Source organism: Martelella lutilitoris, assembly GCF_016598595.1.
Taxonomy (GTDB): domain Bacteria; phylum Pseudomonadota; class Alphaproteobacteria; order Rhizobiales; family Rhizobiaceae; genus Martelella; species Martelella lutilitoris_A.
Map to the genome: position 1 here is coordinate 173,437 of NZ_CP066786.1, position 21,289 is coordinate 194,725.

Below are 21,289 nucleotides of genomic sequence, written 5' to 3' on the forward strand. Positions count from 1 at the left end.
AAACGAAGAGCAAGAAACCACGAACACGCAAGAAACGGACTCGGGCCTTGCCCTGGAAGCCAGGACAGCAGATCACGATGACCAAAGATTTCACCTTCACGATCAAGAGCATTCGCTTCGACGAAGACTACACGCCGTCCGATGGCACGCGGATCACCACCAACTTCGCCAATCTTGCCAGAGGCGAGAGCCGTCGGGACAACCTGCGCAACGCATTGCGGATGATCGACAATCGCTGCAACAGCCTGGCGCAGTGGGACAATCCCGAAAGTGATCGCTATTCGGTCGAACTCGACATCATTTCCGTCGAACTCGATGTCGAGGGCGACGGCAACAGCTTCCCGGCCATCGAGGTGCTCAAGACGACGATCGTCGACCACAGGACGGGCGCGCGCATCGAGGGCATTGTCGGCAACAATTTCTCCTCCTATGTGCGCGACTATGATTTCAGCGTCGTGCTTCCAGAGCACAACAAGGGAAGGGCCGGCTTCAGCATTCCCGATGATTTCGGCGAACTGCACGGCAAGCTGTTCAAGGCCTTCGTCAACTCGCAGACCTACAGAAAGCACTTCCGCAAGTCGCCGGTGATCTGCCTCAGCGTGTCGGACAGCAAGGTCTATCATCGCACGGCCAATCTGCATCCGGTTCTGGGCTTTGAGTACCGGCCGAATGAGACATCGCTCACCGAGCAGTATTTCCGGAAAATGGGGATGGAGGTTCGCTATTTCATGCCGCCCGGCAGCGCCGCGCCCTTCGCCTTCTATTTCTTCGGCGATCTGCTCCTGGATTACACCGATCTCGAACTGATCGGCACCATCGCGACGATGGAGACATTCCAGAAGATCTATCGTCCCGAGATCTACAACGCCAATTCCGCCGCCGGCGAGCGCTACAAGCCGAACCTCGGGCATGGCGATCACTCGCTCACCCGGATCGTCTATGACCGCGTCGAGCGGACGCGTCTGGCGAGCGAGCAGGGTCGGTTTGCCGAGGAAAACTTCATCAAGCCCTACCGGGCCATTCTCAACGACTGGTCCGCGCAATACGCACAATGACAGGATTGCCGTTCATGGAAAAACTTCTCCCCACATCGACTGCCGGCAGCCTGCCCAAGCCCGCATGGATCGCAGAACCCGAAAAGCTCTGGTCCCCCTGGAAGCTTGAAGGCTTGGAACTTGCCGAGGGCAAACGGGATGCCCTGCGCGTGACGCTGGCCGAGCAGCAGCGCGCCGGCATCGATATCGTCAGTGATGGAGAACAGACGCGCCAGCATTTTGTCACGACCTTCATCGAGCATCTTGATGGCGTCGATTTCGAGAAACGCGAGACCGTCAGGATCCGCAATCGCTATGACGCCAGCGTCCCGACCGTCGTCGGCGCGGTGTCGCGCGAAAAGCCGGTCTTTGTCGAAGACGCGAAGTTCCTCCGCAGCCTGAGCGACGGTCCGATCAAATGGGCGCTGCCCGGCCCGATGACGATGATCGATACGCTTTACGATGCCCATTACAGAAGCCGCGAAAAGCTTGCGTGGGAGTTCGCCGGAATTCTCAATCAGGAAGCCCGCGAGCTTGAAGCCGCCGGCGTCGACATCATCCAGTTCGACGAGCCGGCCTTCAACGTGTTCTTCGAGGAGGTGAACGACTGGGGCATTGCCGCTCTGGAAAGGGCGATCGAAGGGCTCAAATGCGAGACGGCGGTTCACATTTGCTATGGATACGGCATCAAGGCAAATACCGACTGGAAGAAGACGCTGGGCTCTGAGTGGCGCCAGTATGAGGAGACCTTCCCCAAGCTTCAGGCATCCAATATCGATCTGGTTTCGCTGGAATGCCACAACTCGCATGTGCCGATGGAGCTGATCGAGCTCATTCGCGGCAAGAAGGTGATGGTCGGCGCGATCGATGTTGCGTCCAACACCATCGAGACGCCGGAGGAGGTCGCCGCGACCCTGCGCAGGGCGCTTCGGTTTGTCGATGCGGACAAGCTTTACCCCTGCACCAATTGCGGCATGACGCCGCTTTCGCGCAGCGTTGCCAGAGGAAAACTCGAAGCGTTGAGCGCCGGTGCGGCAATCGTCCGACAGGAGCTCGCGGCCGCATAACCGGCCCCGAAACCGGTCCGCCTGGTCATGTTATACCCGCAGGGCGGAGGCGGGTGCCGAGAAGGCATGAGAGGCTTCAACAGGAAAAAGATCCCGATGTCTGAAACCGCCTTTGTCGACAGGATCGACCCTCGCGACCTGCGCGATTGCTGCGGCCGGTTTGCCACCGGCGTCACGGTCATCACCACGCGTTCAGGCGAGGGCGACCACGGCATGACGGCCAGTGCGTTCATGTCAGTCTCGCTCGATCCGCCATTGATCGCAATCTCTCTCGATCGCCGGTCGAGGATGCTGGGCAGGGTTTTGAGCGCGCGCCGTTTTGCCGTGAATATCCTGACGGAGGCGATGCGCGCGCATGCCTTGCATTTTGCCGGGCGACAGGATGGAACATTGACGGACCTGTTCCTGGAGCACCGCGACGGGCTGCCCGTCCTGCGAGAGGCGGCAGCGGTGATCGTGGCCGACGTGGTCAAGCAGGTCGAGGCCGGCGACCATATGCTTCTCATCGGTCATGTCCGGCATCTGGATCGCGATCCGGACGCAGTCCCTCTTCTTTATCACGCGGGGCAGTTCGGCAGCCTCGCAGCCCATCCGGCCGGTTGAGCAATCAGCCCGGCGCTTGTCGCGCCCGTTTCGATCTGCCGACCCATTCATAGACATCGGCGCTTTTCTGCGCGGCCGACGAGCATGCGCAGCCGCAACCGCATCCTGCCCTGGCGCAGGCCGGCGGTTCGCCCGAGATCTGACGCACGGAACCCTTTCGTCTCAGAACAGACATGATGTTCTCAACCGCTTCGATATCGGTATCGAAGCGGTTGGAAAGTTCCTGGATGGACGCGCTCCCGTTCTGGGCGAGATGGAGCCTGATATCTGCGAGCAGCATGCCTGACTTCCTTATGCGGTTACGCCGCGCGGGCGATCCGGCACGGTGGCTTTGGGACTGGAAAGAAGGCGCATTGCGGCGATCACGACCGCCAGGAGGCCGAGGATGCCGGCGGCCCACAGACTGGAGGCTGCGGGGTGGTCCGAAAACGTTCCGAGCTGATAGACCAGCACGGCCGATCCGTAGGCGAGCCCGGTTGTCCAGGTTAAGGCAAACAGCGTCCAGCGGGTCCCGCTTTCACGCCATATGGCGGCCGTTGCAGCAACGCAGGGCATATAGAGCAGGATCGCCAGGAGATAGGCGAAAGCCCCGATCCTGCCGTTGAAACGGGCGGCCATGGCGCCGAAGATGCCGGTCGAAACGCCCTGTTCCTCGGCTGCGACAGCCTGATCGGCGATGTCGCCGACGCCGAGGCCGAGCGGATCGGCGAGGCTTGCCGCAGCGTCTGCGAGATTGGCCGGAATGGAGGCGAAGGCCTCGCTGATACCGGCGACGACGCTGAACGTCTCTTGCGCTTCTTCTCCGGCAGCCTCGTTCTCGGCGATCTGGCCATAAAGTGCGTTCAGCGTGCCGACCACCGCTTCCTTGGCGAAGATTCCGGTGAACAGGCCGACGGTTGCCGGCCAGTTATCTTCCTGAATACCCATAGGCTCGACAACCGGCGTAATGCTGCGGCCAATGGCCGAGAGAACCGAGGCTTCCGTGTCGTCATTGCCGAAGGATCCGTCCGTTCCGAGCGAATTGAGGAAACCAAGAACCACGACGACGGCGATGATGACCCTGCCGGCCTTGAACATGAAGGCGTTCAGCCTGTCCCATGTCGTTCTGAGAAGGCTCCTGGCTGTCGGGATGTGGTAGGGCGGCAACTCCATGATGAAGGGAGAGACGGGACCGCGCAGCAGGGTGTTCTTCAGCAGAAGCCCGGTCGCGATCGCGGCCAGAATGCCGATCAGATAGAGCGCGAACACCACGTTCTGCCCGCCGACGGGGAAGAAGGCGGCCGCAAACAGCGCGTAGACCGGGAGCCTTGCCCCGCAGGACATGAATGGCGACATCATCACCGTCATGATCCGGTCGCGGCGATTGTCGAGCGTTCGGGTTGCCATGACGGCCGGCACGGAGCAGCCGAAGCCGAGCACCATCGGGATGAAGGACTTGCCGGGCAGGCCGATGGCGCGCATCGACCGGTCCATCACAAAGGCGGCGCGAGCCATATAGCCCGAATCCTCCAGGAATGTGAGGAACAGGAACAGGAAGCCGATCACCGGAATGAAGGTCGACACGGTCTGGATGCCTGCGCCAACGCCCTGCGGCAGGATGGCAATCAGCCAACCCGGCGCGCTGATGGCCGTCAGCGCCGCGCTCGGCCAGTCGACCAGCAGCGTTCCTGTCAGAATGTCGAAGAAATCGATAAAGGCGCTGGCAAAGTTGATGGCAAACAGAAACATCACATACATGACCGCCAGAAAGATCGGAATTCCGAGCATGCGGTTGAGAACAATCGCGTCGATCCGGTCCGACAATGTGCGCGACACCCGGTGCGTGCGCTTGACAGCCGAACGGGCAATGCTGTTGGCAAAGCCGTAGCGAATGTCGGCAAAGAGAATGTCGATGTCCTCGTCGAGCGCGTCCTCGACATTTTCTCGGGCCTCTTCTGCCTGTCGCGCGAGAGCGCTGTCGCACAAGGCTTCCAGAGCCGCATCGCCCTCAAGCAGGCGGGCCGCAAGCCAATAGGGTTTGACGCCCCGTTTCCTGGCCAGTGCGGCGGCGGGACCTGAAAGCGCCGCAATCGCGGCCTCGACCTCCGGCTGGTAGGACAGGCGCGCGGTGGACGCCTTGGCGGCATCTGCCGCGACAATGATGGCGTCCTTCAGCGCATCGATGCCCTTGCCGCGCCTTGCAATAATCGGCACGACCGGGCAGCCGAGCAGGCTTGCCAGCTTGTCGCAATCGATCCTGAGGCCACTCTCCGCGGCCATGTCCATCATGTTGAGCGCGACAATGACGGGAACCTGCATTTCGATGAGCTGGGCAGTCAGGTAGAGATTGCGCTCCAGGTTCGAGGCATCGACGATGTTGAGCACGATATCGGCTTCGCCGGAGAGGATGTAGTCTCGGGCGATGGTCTCGTCGAGGCCGGCCTCGCTGCCATCGCCGAGAGAGTAGGTGCCGGGCAGGTCAACCACATTGACGGTGGTACCCTTGTGCAAAAAGCGGCCTTCCTTGCGGTCGACCGTGACGCCGGGCCAGTTGCCGACCCTTTGACGCGCGCCGGTCAGCGCGTTGAAGAGCGTGGTCTTGCCGCAGTTCGGGTTGCCTGCCGTCGCGATCGTGATCGACGTCATGACGGCACCCTTTCGCCCCGGAATGCGGAGAGCTCGGCGCGGCGCAGAGAAAGGGAAAAATCACGGATGCGGATTTCGACGGGATCGCCGAACGGGGCGATCCGGGTCACGAGAAAATCGGTTCCCGGCGTGATTCCCATGGCGAGCAGGCGCTGGCGACCAGCCCGTTCGCCGCGATGATATCCGGTCACGCGTATCCTTGCGCCAACCTGCAGCTCTTCGGACGTCATTGTCTTGGTGCTCCCTGTTTGCAAAAATCCTCTGTCGGCACGACCGTGATCCTGGCGGCCATGCCCCCGCCGATCGCGATGCGGGCTTCCCCGACGCCGCCAAGGGCGACAACCAGCGGCCCACCTTGCGTGCGGCAGACGATCCGGATGTTGCTGCCGGGCTGTATCCCGAGCGCGCCAAGCTTTCTGCGAAACCGGTCGCCGGCCTTCAGCGCAACGACCCGGAGCCAGGTTGCTTCATCCGCTGAGGCCAGGGGGCACGGCCTTGAGGAGAAGGCATCGCGGGTTGAGCGGCTTGTCAGCGGGTCTTCGGTCTTTCGCGTCCCTGCAGGCGGGAGAGCGAAGCTTGAACCAAAGCCAATGGTGAGGTCGGACATGGTCGGCACCCGGAAAACATGAAATCAATTCTCAACTTTATATCTGCAATACGCTCCTGCGCTTCGGTTCGTGCTTTGATCTGGGTCAACAGAGTGCTTTTCCGGTCCGGTGCTAAACGGAAAAAGGTCGGTTTTTCTTCAGGAATTATTTCTGCCGGAAACACATCCGAAAAAAACAAATCCTTATAGAGCACGATGCGCTAGATGATTGCCCGGCGGACGCGGGCCGATACCCATTCCGACATGATGACCGTCGCCAGAATGACGATCAGGATCATGGTGACCTGCGGCCATGCCAGCACGTTGAGCGATGATTGCAGCTTCAGCCCGAGACCGCCGGCGCCAACAAGGCCAAGGATCGCGCTTTCGCGAATGTTGATATCCCAGCGGAACACGGTAATGCCCCAGAAGGCGGGCTGGACCTGCGGCACGATGGCGTAGTCGAGAATCTGCGCGTGGCTGGCGCCCGTTGCGGTGACGGCCTCGACGGGCGCGCTGTCGACCTCCTCGATTGCCTCATAGAGCAGCTTGCCGATGAAGCCGATCGAACGCAGGCCGATGGCGATGACGCCGGCCAGAAGCCCGGGCCCCATGATGGCCACCAGCAACAAGGCCCAGATCAGCGAATTGATCGAGCGGCTGGCAACGATGATGAACAGCGCAACAGGCCTGAGGATCAATGCCGACGGGGTTGTGTTGCGCGCGGCGAGAAACGCCACCGGGACGGCAAGGATAACCCCCAGTATGGTTCCGAGCGTCGCCATGTTCAGCGTGTCCCAGAGCGGCCCCCACAACTCGCTCATGTAGGAAAGGCGCGGCGGCCACATGCGGCTGCCGATATCGGCAGCCTGGACGGGCGCGTCGCTGACGAAGGCCCAGATCGTGTCGCGGGTCATCAACTGCCAGCACCAGACGGTCAACGCAACGAGGAAGAACCAGCCGGCCCAGATCAGGAGCGTTTGCCGCGCGGTCCTGCGGCGCCAGATTTCGGGATAGGCGGGATCGGTCATTGCAGTCGCTTCCGGATGTAGCTCGAGCCATACTCGGCCACCATCACCAGCAGAATGATGATCAGGATGATCGCGCCGGCGCTGTCATATTCGTAGCGGTCGATCGCCGTGTTCAGCGTCGCGCCGATGCCGCCGGCTCCGACAATGCCGATCACCGCGCTCTCGCGGAAATTGATGTCGAGCCGGTAAAGCGACAGGCCGATGAGCCGCGGCATCACCTGCGGCTGGATGGCGTAGTTGATCATCTGCAGCCATGAAGCGCCGGTGGCGCGGACGGCTTCCGCCTGTGCCTCGTCAATGTCCTCGATGTCCTCGGCCAGGAGCTTGGATAGGAAGCCGATCGTCGCGAAGGAGAGCGTCAGGAACCCGGCGAAGGGGCCGAAGCCGAACATGGCAACGAAGAAGATCGCGATGATGATCTCCTGCAGCGAGCGGCTGACGGCGATAATGGTCCGGCAGATCATGTAGATGGCGGGCGTCGAGACGTTGCGCGCCGCACCGATGCCGATCGGAACCGAGATGATGACGCCGGCGACCGTCGAGGTCAGCGTCATGGTCAGGCTTTCCACCAGGCCCTTGGAAATATCGCCCCAGCGGCTGGTGAAATCGGGCTGGAGGAAGCCGGCAAGGAAGCGCGCGCCGCGCGTCCAGCCTTCGGCAATGCGCGCCCAGTTCGGGTCAAGCGTCGCAAGCGCCAGCACCAGCCACACGGCGAAGCCGGCCTGAATGACGATGCGCCAGCCGCGATGCGTGAAGATCTGCGGTGGGCGTTTCCATGTTGTCGGGTAGCTGCTCATCTTTCGATGCCCGCCATCAGCGCAGCGGCTTCGGCCTCGGCGGTGTTGTCGTCCTCGGCGTTCCTGCGCATCGCGTTCCAGTCTTCCGCGCCGTAGATTTCGGTCAGAACCGTTTCGTTCAGCGCATCGGGCGCGCCGTCGAACACGACCGCGCCGGCGCGCAAACCGACGATCCTTTGCATGAACTGGCGGGCAAGGGGCACGTCGTGGATATTGACGATCGCCGGAAGATTGCGCTCGGCGCAGATCTCGATCAGAAGCCGCATGATCTGCCGGCTGGTCTTTGGGTCGAGGCTGGCCGTCGGTTCGTCGACCAGAAGCAGTTCCGGTTCCTGGGCGAGGGCGCGGGCAATGCCGACGCGTTGCCGCTGACCGCCGGAAAGCGCATCCGCGCGCTTGTCAGCATGCTGAAGCAGGCCGACGCGGTCGAGAAGGCCATAGGCGCGGCTGATATCGTCTGCGCCGTAGCGGCGGGTGAAACTGGTCCAGAACCCGACATAGCCGAGGCGGCCGGAGAGCACATTCTCCATCACCGTCAGGCGCTCGACCAGCGCATATTCCTGGAAGATCATGCCGATGCGGCGGCGCATGGCGCGCAGCTTGCGCTGGTCCTGACCGGTGATCGGGCTGCCCGACAGGAGTACGGCGCCATCGGTCGGTTCGACCAGACGGTTGATGCAGCGGATGAGCGTGGATTTTCCCGCGCCCGAGGGCCCGATCAGCCCGACGATCTGCCCCTCAGGCACCAAAAGGCTGACATCGACCAGAGCCCTGTCGCCGGTCTTGTAGGTCTTGGTGAGCGATTTCAGTTCAAGCATGTCGTGTTCCACGAAAAGATGGACGGGCGGATGAGATCCGCCCGTCCGTCCGAATGGGATTTCGGCTGACTTACTGGCAGTCGTAGGAAACGCCGTTGGCTTCGTCGATCTGACGGATCACGGCCCAGTTGTCCTTGAAGGTGATCGGGATGAACTGCGCTTCGCCGGATTTCGAGAATTCTTCCTCAAGCGAGGAGCCTTCCCATTCGAAGGAGGCGAAGGCTTCCTTGATCTTGTCCTGAAGCGCGGGCGTCAGGTTGTGTGCAACGCCGTAACCGGTCGTCGGGAAGGTCTGCGAGGTATAGATGATCTCGATCTGGTCATCGGAGATCACGTCGCGGGCGAGCATGCGCTTGCGCACCGAATTGGCGATGGCGCCGGCCGGATAATCCTTGTTGGCAACGCCAAGAATGGTGTTGTCGTGCTTGCCGGAGAAGGTTGCCTCGAAATCGGTGCCGGCTTCCATGCCGTATTCGGATTTCAGGATGGCGGACGGAGCCTTGTAACCGGAATTGGAGGTTTCCGAGGAGAAGGCAAGCGTCTTGCCCTTGATGTCTTCCACGTCCTCGATGCCGGAGCCGGGATAAGTGATCAGTTCCATTTCATAGCCGAACGAGCCGTCCTCGGCCGCCATCATGGTGAAGGGGCGGAAGCCGGCGCAGGCAACGGCCAGCGGGTTCGAGCCGGTGTTGAAGCCTGCGACATGCAGACGGCCGGCGCGCATGGCCTCGATCTGGGCGGCGTTGGAATCGACCGGGAAAAACTGGACCTTCTTGCCGGTGACCTCTTCCATATGGGCCAGGAAATCGGCCCAGGCCTCGGCGTAGACGGCCGGGTCTTCAACCGGCGTGTAGGCGAAGATCAGGACGGACGGGTCCACAAGGTCGGCCGGATCGGACGGGATGTCGGCAATCAGATCGCCATCGGCGTCGGTGTAGCGGCTATCCAGTGTGAAATCGGCAAGGGCCGGAACGGACATCGCGATCAGGGCAGTGGCGGCAAGAAGCATACTGCGCATATTGGCTCTCCAGTCTGTATTGGCTCTGGAGGCGACTTAGCAAGTCTTCGTTACAGTATTACGACGATACACCTGTCTCCGCCTCGACCGTCCGATTGAACCGAAGGTCCTTGCGGCTTGCCTGCCGTCCTACCGGACAGCCTTTACGCCTTCCAGGAGCAGCGTCGTCGCCATTGCCGCATAGTCTTCGCGGGTGATCTTGCCGCCGTCGCGGAACCACATATAGACCCAGTTCATCATGCCGAACAGCGACATGGTGACCGGCATCAGGAGCGGACGCTCCGGGCGGTCGAGCTCGGGATGGATCTCGCGGATGACGGCAGAGAAACGGCCGACGATGCTGCGTTCCAGCGCGCGGATCTGCTTGGTCTGCTCGGCGGTAAGGGCAGGCGCCGCATTGAGCTGCACTTTGTGCTGGTCGTCGGCGCCGCGATATTCGTTCAGCACCGTCATCACCAGTTTCTCAAGCCGGGCCTTGTGTTCGAGGCCGGGGTCGTCGGCTTCCGCGAGCGCTGCATCGAGCGCCTCCAGATGCGAGGCGATGATGGCGAAGATCAACGCCTCCTTGGACGGGTAATAGTGGTAGAGCAGCGCCTTTGACACGCCGGCCTCGCGCGCGATCTGCGACATCGACGCCTTTTCCATGCCCTGCGTGGCGAACACATGGGCGGCGTTCAAAAGCAGTCCGTGCCGCTTTTCCTCGAAATCATTGGCCCGTGTTCTCGCCATGGTCTTTCCAGAAAATCCTGATGATGGGGTAAAAAGGGGCGGTTTCGCCCCTTCTAGCACTGTCTAATCAATTGACCAACCGGCCGGTGATTATTTCGGGCGATTGTCAACCACGCGCTTGGCCTTGCCTTCCGAACGGGCGACGCTTTCCGGATCGCGAATGTCGATCTTCGTTGAAACGCCGATCACCGACTTGATGTGGTGCGCCAGCTCCTTCGCCGATGCCATCCGCGCTTCGGCAGAGGATTGATCCGGCGTGCACTCCACATGCACGGTCATGACGTCCATGCGGTCCTTGCGGGTCAGTTCGATCTGGAAATGGGGGCTGAGGCCATCGCATTTCAGGATCATTTCCTCGATCTGGGTCGGGAAGACGTTGACGCCGCGCAGGATGATCATGTCGTCGGAACGACCGGTGATCTTTTCGATACGGCGCATGGAGCGCGCCGTGCCGGGCAGGATGCGGGTCAGGTCGCGGGTGCGGTAGCGCACCATCGGCAGGCCTTCCTTGGTCAGCGTGGTGAAGACCAGTTCGCCCATCTCGCCGTCGGGAAGCACATCGCCGGTCTGCGGATCGATGATTTCGGGATAGAAATGGTCTTCCCAGACATGCAGCCCGTCCTTGGTTTCCACGCATTCATTGGCAACGCCGGGGCCCATGATTTCCGAAAGGCCGTAAATGTCGACGGCGTGCATGTCGAAGGCGTCCTCGATTTCGGCCCGCATCGCGTTGGTCCAGGGCTCCGCGCCGAAAATGCCGACCTTCAGCGAGCTTTCGCGCGGGTCGATGCCCTGGCGGCGGAACTCGTCGAGGATCGACAGCATGTAGGAGGGCGTGACCATGATGATCTGCGGCTTGAAGTCGCTCATCAGCGTCACTTGCCGCTCGGTCATGCCGCCGGAGATCGGCACCACGGTGCAGCCGAGACGTTCGGCGCCGTAATGCGCGCCAAGGCCGCCGGTGAAAAGACCATAGCCATAGGCCACATGACAGATATCGCCGGCGCGACCGCCGGACGCCCTTATCGAGCGGGCCACGACATCAGCCCAGACATCGATATCGTTCTTGGTATAGCCAACAACGGTCGGGCGCCCGGTGGTGCCGGAGGAGGCGTGTACGCGGGCAAGCTTTTCGCGCGGAACGGCGAACATGCCGAAGGGATAGGTGTCGCGCAGGTCGGTCTTCACGGTGAAGGGGAACTTCGAAAGATCCGAAAGCGTCCTGAAATCCGACGGGTGCACGCCGCTCTCATCGAAGCGCTTGCGGTAGAAGGGCGAGTTCTCATAGGCGTGGTTCAGCGACCAGGCCATGCGCTTTTGCTGAAGCGCGGAAATCTCGTCACGGCTTGCCACCTCGATCGGATCGAGGATCTCGCGGGACGGTTTCAGGTTGTTGATGGCGTTCATGTCTTCCTCCTCGAAAACGGCTGCCGGTCAGGCGGGCAGCAGCGTGCCGTTGACTGTGCGCGAATGGCCGCGGAATTCGGCGATCACCGTTCCGTCCTCCCGTGTCACGCTTATATCATAGATGCCGGACCGGCCCCTGCGCGAAACCTCGCGCGCGCATGCCGTCAGGCGGTCGCCGAGCGCACCCGGCGCGGTATAGGTAATGGAGCAGTGCTGGGCGACGGTCAGCTGGTTGTAGGTGTTGCAGGCAAAGGCAAACGCGCTGTCGGCAAGGGTGAACAGATAGCCGCCATGGGCATTGCCGTGGCCATTGGTCATCGTCTCCGTCAGCGTCATGGAAAGCGTCGCCTCGCCGGGGGCAATATGCTCGATCGTCATGCCGAGATGCCGCGAGGCATTGTCGTCGTTCCACATGGCCTTCGCACAGGCTTCGGCCAGTTCCTGCGGGCTCATCGCGTTGATGGTAGCGTCCATGCTCATTTTCCCTTGAAGACAGGCGTGCGCTTTTCCAGAAAGGCGGTCACGCCTTCGGCATAATCATCCGTGCGGCCTGCCTCACGCTGGCAGTCGCGCTCCATGTCCAGATGGGTGGAGAGGTCGTGTTCGGAGGCGGCCTGGATCAGGCGCTTGGTCAGTCCCAGACCTTTCGTCGGGCCATTTGCGAGCCTGGTTGCAAGGCCGCTTGCCTCTTCCATCAGCTTTTCATCTTCGACAGTCTTCCAGATCAGGCCCCAGTCTTCGGCCTTCTCCGCCGGAAGCGGCTCGGCAGTCATCGCCAGCGCCTTGGCGCGCGGCTCGCCGAGCGCGCGCGTCAGCGACCAGCTGCCGCCTGCATCGGGGATGAGGCCGATCTTCGAAAAGGCCTGGATGAATTTCGCGGATTTGGCGGCAAACACGATATCGCAGGCAAAGGCGATATTGGCGCCGGCGCCGGCGGCCACGCCGTTGACGGCGGCAATCACCGGCTTCTCCAGCGAACGGATCAGCCGCAGCGTCGGATTGTAATAGGTCTCGAGCGTTTCGCCGAGGTCCGGCTTTTCCGTCATCTTGCGCGGGTCGCGGTCGCCGAGGTCCTGGCCGGCGGAGAAGGCGCGGCCGGCGCCGGTCAGAAGAACGGCGCGGATTTCGGCCTCGTCACGGGCGCGCTGCAGCGCTGCCCGCAGCGCAAGGTGCATGTCGACATTGAAGGAATTCAGCTTGTCGGGACGATTGAGCGTTACGCCCAACACGCCATCTTTCAACGTGACGAGCACGCTTTCATTATCGGTCATTCTTGCCTCCCGTCGCGCTCTCCTCAAGCGCGGTTGATAATTGTTGTTGCATAAACCGTCCGGTCGGTCAATAATAGTCTCCGGAATTTGGGAGGAGACATGACGAACCTGTACGATCGCCATTCCGCGCTGCTGGCGCGGGCGGTGGAAGCGCTGAGGGCCCGCGCCTTCTGGACGCCGTTTCCGGAAGTGCCGTCGGGCAAGGTCTATGGCGGAACCGCCAAGGCGGACGGCATTGCCGCCTTCGAGGCGCTTGTCGGCAATGCTTTCGATATGCCGGCTCATCCCGAGACGCGCCGCGTTGGCCGCGAGAACGCGCCATGGGGCAAGAGCCTTTCCATCACCTATCCTGCCGCCGATCCCGCAACGCTGATCGCGGCCTCCGAAAAGGCTGCCGAGCCCTGGGCCTCCGCCGATCCGGAAACCCGTGCCGGCATTCTTCTGGAGGCGCTCACCCGCCTCAACGCCATGAGCTTCCTCATCGGCCACGCCACCATGCACACCACGGGCCAGGCTTTTCCCATGGCCTTCCAGGCCGGCGGCCCGCATGCGCAGGATCGCGGGCTTGAGGCGGTTGCCGCGGCCTATGCGGAAATGACCGGCAGCGCCACCGCCGCCACATGGGAAAAGCCGCAGGGCAAGCGCGAGCCGATTACGGTGGAAAAGCGCTGGCGCATTGTCCCGCGCGGCCTGTCGCTGATGATCGGTTGCCAGACTTTCCCGAACTGGAACGGCTATCCGGGCCTGTTCGCCAGCCTTGCCACCGGAAACACGGTGATCGTCAAGCCGCATCCGGGCGCGATCCTGCCGCTGGCGCTCACCGTCAAGGTTTTGCGTGAAGTTCTGGCGGAAGAAGGCTTCTCGCCGGATGTGGTTCTGCTCGCCGCAGACGAGCCGGGCGCGGAAATCACCAAGGCGCTGGTCGAAACCCGGGCGTTTTCGATCATCGACTATACCGGCTCTTCCGTCTTTGCCGCCTGGCTGCGGAAGAATGCGGACGGCGCCCTCGTCTTTACCGAGGAGACCGGCGTCAACTCGATCACCATCACCGGCACAGATGATTTTGCCGGCATGTGCGACAACATCGCCTTTTCGCTGTCGCTCTATTCCGGCCAGATGTGCACCTCGCCCCAGAATCTTTATCTGCCGAAGGGCGGCATCGAGACGGATGAGGGCCACAAGAGCTTCGCTGAGGTCGTCGGCGGCATCGTCGCTGCTATCGACAGTCTGCTTGAAGACGGCGCGCAGGCCTCTTCCATCTGCGGTGCGATCGCCAATGCCGCGACCTTCGAGCGCATCGAAAAAGCCCGCCATGCCGGCCGCGTCGTGCGCGAAAGCCGCGAGACCGGGCTCGGCGCTTCGGCGACGCCGCTTCTTGTTGTGGCCGATGGCCGCGAAGGCGGCCTTGAGCGTGACGAATGCTTCGGCCCGGTGTCCTTCTTCATCGCCTGCGACGATGCGCATGACGCCATCGCCAGGGCGTCTGCCATTGCGGCGGAAAAGGGCGCGATCACGGCGGCGCTCTACGCTACCGACGGCGCGCTGATCGAGGAGGCCGCAAACGCCTTTTCGAAGGCCGGCGTCAATCTCTCGGTGAACCTCACCGGCAATATCTATGTCAATCAGTCGGCGGCTTTCTCGGACTATCATGTCACGGGAGCGAACCCTTCGGGCAATGCAAGCCTCACCGATACGGCCTTTGTCGCGCCGCGTTTCCGGCGCGTCATGATCCGCTGGCCCAGAGCCGCCTGAAAGGCGGCCTGACAGCTCGTTTTGGATACATCAGGGAGGAGAATCCAATGAAATTGATGACAACAACGGCTCTGGCGATGCTCGCCACGCTCGGTCTCGCAACGGCCGCAAGCGCCGAGATCAAGCTCGGCGCCAGCCTTTCGGCCACGGGTCCTGCCGCCTTTCTCGGCGATCCGGAAGCCAAGACCATCGAGATGCTGGTCGAGGAACTGAACGCCAAGGGCGGCATCAATGGCGAGAAGATTGATCTGACGCTCTATGATGACGGCGGCGATCCGAACAAGGCGCGCACCTTCGCCACCCGCCTGATCGAGGATGACGAAGTGGTCGCCATCATCGGCGGCACCACCACCGGCACCTCGATGTCGATCCTCTCGGTTGCCGAGGACGAAGGCATTCCCTTCATCTCGCTCGCCGGCGCCATCCAGATCATCGATCCGGTCAAGGACTACGTCTTCAAGACGCCGCATACCGACCGCATGGCCTGCGAGAAGATCTTCGACAACATGCAGAAGAACGGCATCACCAAGATCGGCATGATCTCCGGCACGGACGGCTTCGGCGCATCGATGCAGGCGCAGTGCAAGGATGTTGCCGGCGGCTATGACATCGAGATCCTCGCCGACGAGATCTATGGCCCGAGCGACGCCGACATGACGCCGCAGCTCACCAAGATCAAGAACACTGAGGGCGTTCAGGCGATCCTCAATCCCGGCTTCGGCCAGGGTCCGGCGATCGTCACCCGCAATGCCAGCCAGCTCGGCATCGAGCTTCCGTTCTACCAGAGCCACGGCGTGGCCTCCGACAGCTTCATCGAGCTTGTGGGTCCGGAAGCCGCCGAAGGCGTTCGCCTGCCGGGCACGGCGCTTCTGATCGCCGATATCCTGCCGGAAGACGATATCCAGCGCGACGTGGTGATGGAGTACAAGACCGCCTATGAGGATAAGTACGGCCAGAACGTTTCGACCTTCGGCGGCTATGCCAATGATGCCTTCCTGTTGATGGTCAACGCCATGACCGAAGCCGGCGGCGAAGACCCGGACGCCATCCGTGACGCGCTGGAGGCGACCGATGGTCTCGTCGGCACCACCGGCGTCTACACCATGGGCCCGGACAACCATCTCGGCCTCGACCTTTCCGCCTTCCGCATGCTTGAAATCGAGAATGGCGGCTGGACATCGATCGATTGACGATTTGAAAGACGCCCCGCGCCGGTGAAAGGCGCGGGGCGGTCGCCGCGGGTGTTGTCTGCCCGCTCCTTCGCTGTCACCCTTCGGGATCCATCCATGGACGCATTGATGCAATTCATTCTGTCGGGCTTTACGGTCGGCGCGGTCTACGCGCTGGTCGCGCTCGGCTTCACGATCATCTACAACGCCTCCGACGTGGTGAATTTCGCGCAGGGCGAATTCGTCATGCTGGGCGGCATGATCACCGCCTTTACCTATGCCGCCGGCCTGCCGCTGCCGCTGGCAGGACTACTTGCCATCGTCATCACCGCAGCCGTCGGCGTCGCGCTCAACAAGCTTGCGATCGAACCCGCGCGCGGCGCGCCGGTGGTCTCGCTGGTGATCATCACCATCGGCGCCTCGATCTTCATTCGCGGCGTGGCGCAGCTTGTCTTCGACAAGCAGCTTCATCGCTTTCCCGCCTTTTCCGGCGACGATCCGATCCACATTCTCGGCGCGACCATCCTGCCGCAGAGCCTGTGGGTGATCGGCGGCGCCGTCTTTGTCTTCGTCGGTCTGTGGGCCTTCTTCACCAAGACGCTGACCGGCAAGGCCGTGCTGGCGGCCGCCAACAACCGGCTCGCCGCCCAGCTTGTTGGCATCAACACAAACTGGGTTATGACGCTCTCCTTCTCGCTGTCGGCGGCGATCGCCGCCCTTGCCGGCGTGCTGATCACGCCGATCACCCTGGTGAGCTACGATGTCGGCGTGGCGCTGGCGCTGAAAGGCTTTGCCGCTGCCATGCTCGGCGGCATGGGCAATCCGAAGGGCGCACTGGTCGGCGGCATCGCGCTTGGCCTGATGGAGGCGCTGACGGCCGGCTATATCTCCTCGCAATACAAGGAAGCCGTCGCCTTCGTCGTCATCCTTGCCGTTCTGTTCGTCATGCCCCAGGGCCTGTTCGGCGCCAAGTCGACGGAAAGGGTCTGAAGCCATGTCAGCACATTCGAAATGGATCCAGATCGCGATCGTCGCAGCCCTTGTCGCCATTCTGCCCTTCTTCTTTCCCTCGGGCTATTACTACCGCGTCGGCGCTCTGATCTTCGTCAACGCGCTTTCGGTGATCGGCCTCGTCATCCTCATCGGCTATGCCGGGCAGATCTCGCTCGGCCATGCGGGCTTTGCCGGTATCGGCGCCTATTCCTGCGCTCTGGCACCGGAATATCTGGGACTGCACCCGGCCCTTGCCGCCCTTCTGGGCGCCGTTATTTCCGGCGGCGTGGCTGCCCTCATCGGCCGGCCGATCCTCAAGCTCAAGGGCTATTACCTGGCGGTGGCGACGCTCGGCTTCGGAATTCTCGTGTCTCTCGTGCTCACCAATGAGCGGCAGTTGACGGGCGGCCCGGACGGCATGGCCGTGCCGGAGCTTGGTCTGCGCGATCTTCTGCGCGACATGGGCTGGCGCGTCTCCGGCGGCGAGTTCTGGTATGGCGTTTCCGGCATCGTGCTCGTCATCGGCGTCTGGATCGCGCTCAATCTGGCGATGAGCCCGACGGGCCGCGCCATGCGCGCGCTGCACGGGTCTGAAGTCGCCGCCCGCACGGTTGGCATCGATGTCGCCCGCGTCAAGCTGCAGGCCTTCATCATTTCCGCCGTCTATGCCTCGGTCGCCGGCTCGCTGCTGGCACTGCAAAACCGCTTCATCACGCCGGATGTGGCCGGCTTCATGCATTCGATCGAGATGGTGTCGATGGCCGTGCTCGGCGGCGTCGGCTCCATTCTCGGGGCCATGCTGGGGGCTGCGATCCTCACGCTTCTGCCGCAGGTGCTCACTGTCTTTGCCGAATATGAGCAGCTCGTTCTCGGCGCGATCATGATCTCGGTGATGATCTTCCTGCCGCGCGGGCTTCTGCCCTCGATCGCAAACAAACTGAAGGGGAGGGACGAATGAGCCTTCTTGATGTTCAGGGCCTCGGCATTTCCTTCGGCGGCCTGCGCGCCGTCAACAATGTCAGCTTTTCGGCGAGCGCCGGCGAGATCGTCTCGGTGATCGGGCCGAACGGCGCGGGCAAGACCACGCTGTTCAACATGATCTCCGGCGTCTATCTGCCGGGCGAAGGCAAGGTGACGCTCGACGGCCGCGACATTACCGCAAAACGGCCCGACCGGCTGGCGACCCTCGGCCTGACCCGCACCTTCCAGAACCTGCAGATATTCCAGGAGATGACGGTTCTGGAAAATGTGATCGCCGGTTTTCACCTGCAGGAACGCGGCGCGCTGGTCGCCGATCTTCTGTCGCTTCCGGCCTCGAAGAAACGGGCGGCGGAGGCCAGGGAAGGCGCGCAGGAACTGCTCGCCCGCGTCGGCCTGCAGAAGGCCGCCGAACGCCAGGCCGGAAATCTGTCCTATGGCGCGCTGAAGCGGCTGGAAATCGCCCGGGCGCTCGCCGTCTCCCCGCGCGTCCTGTTGCTTGATGAGCCGGCGGCGGGCTGCAACGCGGTGGAAACGGAGGAAATCGACCGGCTGATTGCCGAACTGGCAAGAACCGGAATCGCCATCCTTCTCGTCGAGCACGACATGAAGATGGTGATGCGCATTTCCAACCATATCGTGGTGCTCGATCACGGCGAGAAGATCGCCGAGGGCGATCCGGAAACCGTGTCGCGCAACAAGGCGGTGATCGCCGCCTATCTTGGAACCGAAGAGGAGGCCGCCGATGCTGACGGTTAAGGGCCTGCGTTCGGCCTATGGCCGCATCGAGGTGCTGCACGGCATCGATCTCGAGGTCACATCCGGCGAGATCGTCACCGTGGTCGGCGCCAATGGCGCAGGCAAGACGACGCTGCTGAAATGTCTCTCCGGCCTGCAGCCGGTGACCGATGGCGAGATGATCTTTCGCGGCGAGGTGATGACAAATGTTCCTGCCTTCAGGCGGCTGAAGCAGGGCCTTGCCCAGTCTCCGGAAGGCCGGCAGATCTTCACCAATCTCTCGGTCGAGGAAAACCTCAGGCTCGGCGCATTTCTGTTCACCGATGATCGCGTCGAACGGGACATGGAAGACGCCTTTCAGATGTTCCCGATCCTGAAGGAAAAGCGGAACCTTACCGCAGGCGGGCTTTCGGGCGGCCAGCAGCAGATGCTGGCGATCGCCCGCGCGCTGATGGGCCGGCCCGCCTGTCTGCTGCTGGACGAGCCGTCCATGGGGCTGGCCCCGTTGCTGGTGGCGCAGATCTTCGATGTGGTGAAGGCCCTGAAGGCGCGCGACGTGACCGTGCTTCTCGTTGAACAGAATGCCTACGGGGCGCTGAAGATCGCCGATCGCGGCTATGTGATGGAAACCGGCCGCATCACCATGGAAGGCGCGGCGGCGGCGCTGATCGCCGATCCGCAGGTGCGCGAGGCCTATCTTGGAATCTGACATGAAGACTGTGATGACCATCGCCCATCGCGGCGCAATCGCCGTGGTGACCATCAACAATCCGCCCGTCAACGCGCTGTCGAATGCGGTGCGTGCGGCGCTTCTATCCGCCGTCGAGACGCTGGATGCCGATGATAAGGTCAAGGCGGTCGTGCTCGCCTGCGCCGGACGCACCTTCATCGCCGGCGCGGATGTGCGCGAGTTCAGCCTGCCGCCGCGGGAGCCGCTTCTGCCCGACGTGGTGGCCGCGATCGAGGACGCGAAAAAGCCCTGGGTGGCTGCCATCCACGGTTCGGCCCTTGGCGGCGGGTTCGAGATCGCGCTCGGCTGTCGCTTCCGCATTGCCGATGCGAAGGCCTCTGTCGGCCTCCCCGAAGTCACGCTCGGCCTCATCCCCGGCGCTTCGGGAACAGTGCGCACGCCGCGCCTTGCGGGCGTCGAGACGGCGGTGAAGCTTGCGGTCTCGGGTCGTCCGATGAAGGCGAAACCCGCGCTTGAGGCGGGGCTGATCGATGCGATCGCCGATGGCGATCTGGTCGAAGAGGCCGTCGCCTTCGCCGAACAGGCAATGGAGACATCGTTGCCGCCGAAGACGCGGGAGCGCCCGGTCGCAGCGCCTGCGGAGGATTTCTGGGCAGCGGCCGAAAAGGACGCGAGAAAGCCCGGCTATCGCGCGCCGCTGGACGTTCTGGCATCCATCCGCTTTGCCGTCGAAAACCCGTTCGACGCGGCGATGGAGCATGAACGGAAAATCTTTCTGGAACTGCGCGCCTCGAAGGAGGCCGCAGCCCTTCGCCACGTTTTCTTTGCCGAACGCGCTGCGTCCCGTCCTGAAAGCCTGAAGGGCATCGAGCCGCTTGCCGTCTCTGCCGTCGGCGTCATCGGCGGCGGCACGATGGGGGCGGGGATTGCGGTCGCGGCGCTCACGGCCGGGTTCTCCGTCACCCTGATCGAGCGCGACGAGGAGGCTGTCGCGCGCGGCATCCGCACGATCGACGGCATCCTGGCGGGCTCGGTCAAGCGAGGCAAGCTCACCGAGGCGGGCCGCGTCGAGCTGATGGCGTCTCTGGGCGGCACGACGGAATACAGGGCGCTCGGCGATTGCGATCTGGTGATCGAGGCGGTGTTCGAGGAGATTTCGGTCAAGCGTGCTGTCTTTGAAAAGCTGGGCCAGGTCTGCCGCGCCGATGCGGTGCTGGCAACCAACACCTCCTATCTCGATCCGCGGCTGATTGCCGAAGGCCTGGCGAACCCCGCACGCTTCATCGGCCTGCATTTCTTCTCGCCCGCCCATGTGATGAAGCTTCTTGAAATCGTGCCGGTACCGGAGACCTCCGAAACCGTGCTTGCGACAGGTTTTGCGCTTGCGAAAAGGCTCGGCAAGATCCCGGTGCGCGCCGGCATCTGCGAGGGCTTCATCGGCAACCGTATTCTCAAGCGTTACCGCGCTGCGGCTGAGGAACTGGTCGAACAGGGCGTGGCAATCGCCGATATCGACGCGGCCATGCGCGGCTACGGCTTCAGGATGGGCCCGTTCGAGGCGCAGGATCTCGGCGGCCTCGACATCGCCTTCCTGCAGCGTGAGGGCGCGCGGGCGGCAGGCGAGGCTGTGCCGGAAACGCTCGGCGACATTCTCGTGCGCGCCGGGCGCAAGGGGCAGAAGTCCGGCGGCGGCTGGTATGACTACGAGACCGGAAACCGGATGCCGATCGTTTCCGATACGGTGCATGCCCTCTTGAAAGGCCGGATCGCGGGCTCTTCGCGGCTGAGCCTCGAGGCGATCGCCGATCGGCTTGTGAAGGCAATGGCGGAAGAGAGCCGCGCGATCCTCGCCGAAGGCATCGCCGAAAAGCCGGCTGATATCGACCTTGTCGAAATCCATGGCTATGGCTTTCCGCGCCACAAGGGCGGGCCGATGTTTGCCAGCGACGGCTGATCTTGGTCAGCCGACATTGACCTGTTGC

22 protein-coding genes are annotated in these 21,289 nt (G+C 62.6%); 10 read left to right on the plus strand and 12 right to left on the minus strand.

Annotated features, from left to right (window positions below):
* Positions 1-77: 77 nt before the first annotated feature.
* From JET14_RS00840 to JET14_RS00850, 3 genes are all read left to right on the plus strand, one after another.
* On the plus strand, positions 78-1,055 hold the full coding sequence (locus JET14_RS00840) for a DUF1852 domain-containing protein (protein ID WP_200336379.1): 978 nt from the start codon (positions 78-80) through the stop codon (positions 1,053-1,055).
* 14 nt (positions 1,056-1,069) lie between these two features.
* Complete coding sequence (locus JET14_RS00845) at positions 1,070-2,101, plus strand: methionine synthase (protein ID WP_200336380.1); 1,032 nt, start codon at positions 1,070-1,072, stop codon at positions 2,099-2,101.
* Positions 2,102-2,197: 96 nt separating this feature from the next.
* Positions 2,198-2,704 (plus strand): flavin reductase family protein, encoded by a 507-nt coding sequence (locus JET14_RS00850; protein WP_200336381.1) that lies wholly within the window; start codon positions 2,198-2,200, stop codon positions 2,702-2,704.
* Between the two features lie 4 nt (positions 2,705-2,708).
* Here JET14_RS00850 and JET14_RS00855 read toward each other — a convergent pair whose 3' ends face one another.
* From JET14_RS00855 to paaG, 12 genes are all read right to left on the minus strand, one after another.
* A complete protein-coding gene (locus tag JET14_RS00855; RefSeq protein WP_200336382.1) occupies positions 2,709-2,984 on the minus strand; it encodes a FeoC-like transcriptional regulator in 276 nt (91 codons plus the stop codon).
* A gap of 11 nt (positions 2,985-2,995) precedes the next feature.
* The gene (feoB, locus tag JET14_RS00860) at positions 2,996-5,329 is read right to left on the minus strand and encodes a Fe(2+) transporter permease subunit FeoB (protein ID WP_200336383.1); all 2,334 of its coding nucleotides are present in this window, start codon (positions 5,327-5,329) and stop codon (positions 2,996-2,998) included.
* Positions 5,326-5,559, minus strand: a complete 234-nt coding sequence (locus JET14_RS00865) for a FeoA family protein (protein ID WP_200336384.1) — start codon at positions 5,557-5,559, stop codon at positions 5,326-5,328. The genes feoB and JET14_RS00865 overlap by 4 nt, the downstream gene beginning before the upstream one ends.
* Positions 5,556-5,936, minus strand: coding sequence for a FeoA family protein (locus JET14_RS23015; RefSeq protein WP_200336385.1), 381 nt, complete (start codon positions 5,934-5,936; stop codon positions 5,556-5,558). Before JET14_RS23015 ends, JET14_RS00865 begins: the two co-directional genes overlap by 4 nt.
* Positions 5,937-6,136: 200 nt before the next feature.
* Entirely contained in the window at positions 6,137-6,946 is an 810-nt protein-coding gene (phnE, locus tag JET14_RS00875) for a phosphonate ABC transporter, permease protein PhnE (RefSeq protein ID WP_200336386.1), read from the minus strand.
* A complete protein-coding gene (phnE, locus tag JET14_RS00880) occupies positions 6,943-7,743 on the minus strand; it encodes a phosphonate ABC transporter, permease protein PhnE (protein WP_200336387.1) in 801 nt (266 codons plus the stop codon). The genes phnE (JET14_RS00875) and phnE (JET14_RS00880) overlap by 4 nt, the downstream gene beginning before the upstream one ends.
* Entirely contained in the window at positions 7,740-8,561 is an 822-nt protein-coding gene (phnC, locus tag JET14_RS00885) for a phosphonate ABC transporter ATP-binding protein (RefSeq protein ID WP_200336388.1), read from the minus strand. Before phnC ends, phnE (JET14_RS00880) begins: the two co-directional genes overlap by 4 nt.
* 70 nt (positions 8,562-8,631) lie before the next feature.
* Positions 8,632-9,579, minus strand: coding sequence for a phosphate/phosphite/phosphonate ABC transporter substrate-binding protein (phnD, locus tag JET14_RS00890; protein WP_200336389.1), 948 nt, complete (start codon positions 9,577-9,579; stop codon positions 8,632-8,634).
* A 129-nt stretch (positions 9,580-9,708) separates the two neighbouring features.
* A complete protein-coding gene (locus JET14_RS00895; RefSeq protein WP_200336390.1) occupies positions 9,709-10,308 on the minus strand; it encodes a TetR/AcrR family transcriptional regulator in 600 nt (199 codons plus the stop codon).
* A gap of 90 nt (positions 10,309-10,398) precedes the next feature.
* A complete protein-coding gene (gene paaK / locus JET14_RS00900; protein ID WP_200336391.1) occupies positions 10,399-11,715 on the minus strand; it encodes a phenylacetate--CoA ligase PaaK in 1,317 nt (438 codons plus the stop codon).
* 27 nt (positions 11,716-11,742) lie between these two features.
* Positions 11,743-12,189, minus strand: a complete 447-nt coding sequence (paaI, locus tag JET14_RS00905; RefSeq protein ID WP_200336392.1) for a hydroxyphenylacetyl-CoA thioesterase PaaI — start codon at positions 12,187-12,189, stop codon at positions 11,743-11,745.
* 2 nt (positions 12,190-12,191) lie between these two features.
* Positions 12,192-12,986, minus strand: coding sequence for a 2-(1,2-epoxy-1,2-dihydrophenyl)acetyl-CoA isomerase PaaG (paaG, locus tag JET14_RS00910; protein ID WP_200336393.1), 795 nt, complete (start codon positions 12,984-12,986; stop codon positions 12,192-12,194).
* 99 nt (positions 12,987-13,085) lie between these two features.
* Between paaG and paaN the strand changes: the two genes are divergently transcribed.
* The 7 genes from paaN to JET14_RS00945 all read left to right on the plus strand — a co-directional run bounded on the left by paaN (position 13,086) and on the right by JET14_RS00945 (position 21,261).
* The gene (gene paaN / locus JET14_RS00915) at positions 13,086-14,738 is read left to right on the plus strand and encodes a phenylacetic acid degradation protein PaaN (RefSeq protein ID WP_200336394.1); all 1,653 of its coding nucleotides are present in this window, start codon (positions 13,086-13,088) and stop codon (positions 14,736-14,738) included.
* Positions 14,739-14,785: 47 nt separating this feature from the next.
* The gene (locus tag JET14_RS00920; RefSeq protein WP_200336395.1) at positions 14,786-15,928 is read left to right on the plus strand and encodes an ABC transporter substrate-binding protein; all 1,143 of its coding nucleotides are present in this window, start codon (positions 14,786-14,788) and stop codon (positions 15,926-15,928) included.
* 96 nt (positions 15,929-16,024) lie between these two features.
* The gene (locus tag JET14_RS00925; protein ID WP_200336396.1) at positions 16,025-16,897 is read left to right on the plus strand and encodes a branched-chain amino acid ABC transporter permease; all 873 of its coding nucleotides are present in this window, start codon (positions 16,025-16,027) and stop codon (positions 16,895-16,897) included.
* Between the two features lie 4 nt (positions 16,898-16,901).
* A complete protein-coding gene (locus JET14_RS00930) occupies positions 16,902-17,858 on the plus strand; it encodes a branched-chain amino acid ABC transporter permease (protein ID WP_200336397.1) in 957 nt (318 codons plus the stop codon).
* On the plus strand, positions 17,855-18,637 hold the full coding sequence (locus JET14_RS00935; RefSeq protein WP_200336398.1) for an ABC transporter ATP-binding protein: 783 nt from the start codon (positions 17,855-17,857) through the stop codon (positions 18,635-18,637). Before JET14_RS00930 ends, JET14_RS00935 begins: the two co-directional genes overlap by 4 nt.
* Entirely contained in the window at positions 18,624-19,325 is a 702-nt protein-coding gene (locus tag JET14_RS00940; protein ID WP_200336399.1) for an ABC transporter ATP-binding protein, read from the plus strand. Before JET14_RS00935 ends, JET14_RS00940 begins: the two co-directional genes overlap by 14 nt.
* 1 nt (position 19,326) lies before the next feature.
* Entirely contained in the window at positions 19,327-21,261 is a 1,935-nt protein-coding gene (locus JET14_RS00945; protein WP_200336400.1) for a 3-hydroxyacyl-CoA dehydrogenase NAD-binding domain-containing protein, read from the plus strand.
* Positions 21,262-21,289 lie beyond the last annotated feature (28 nt).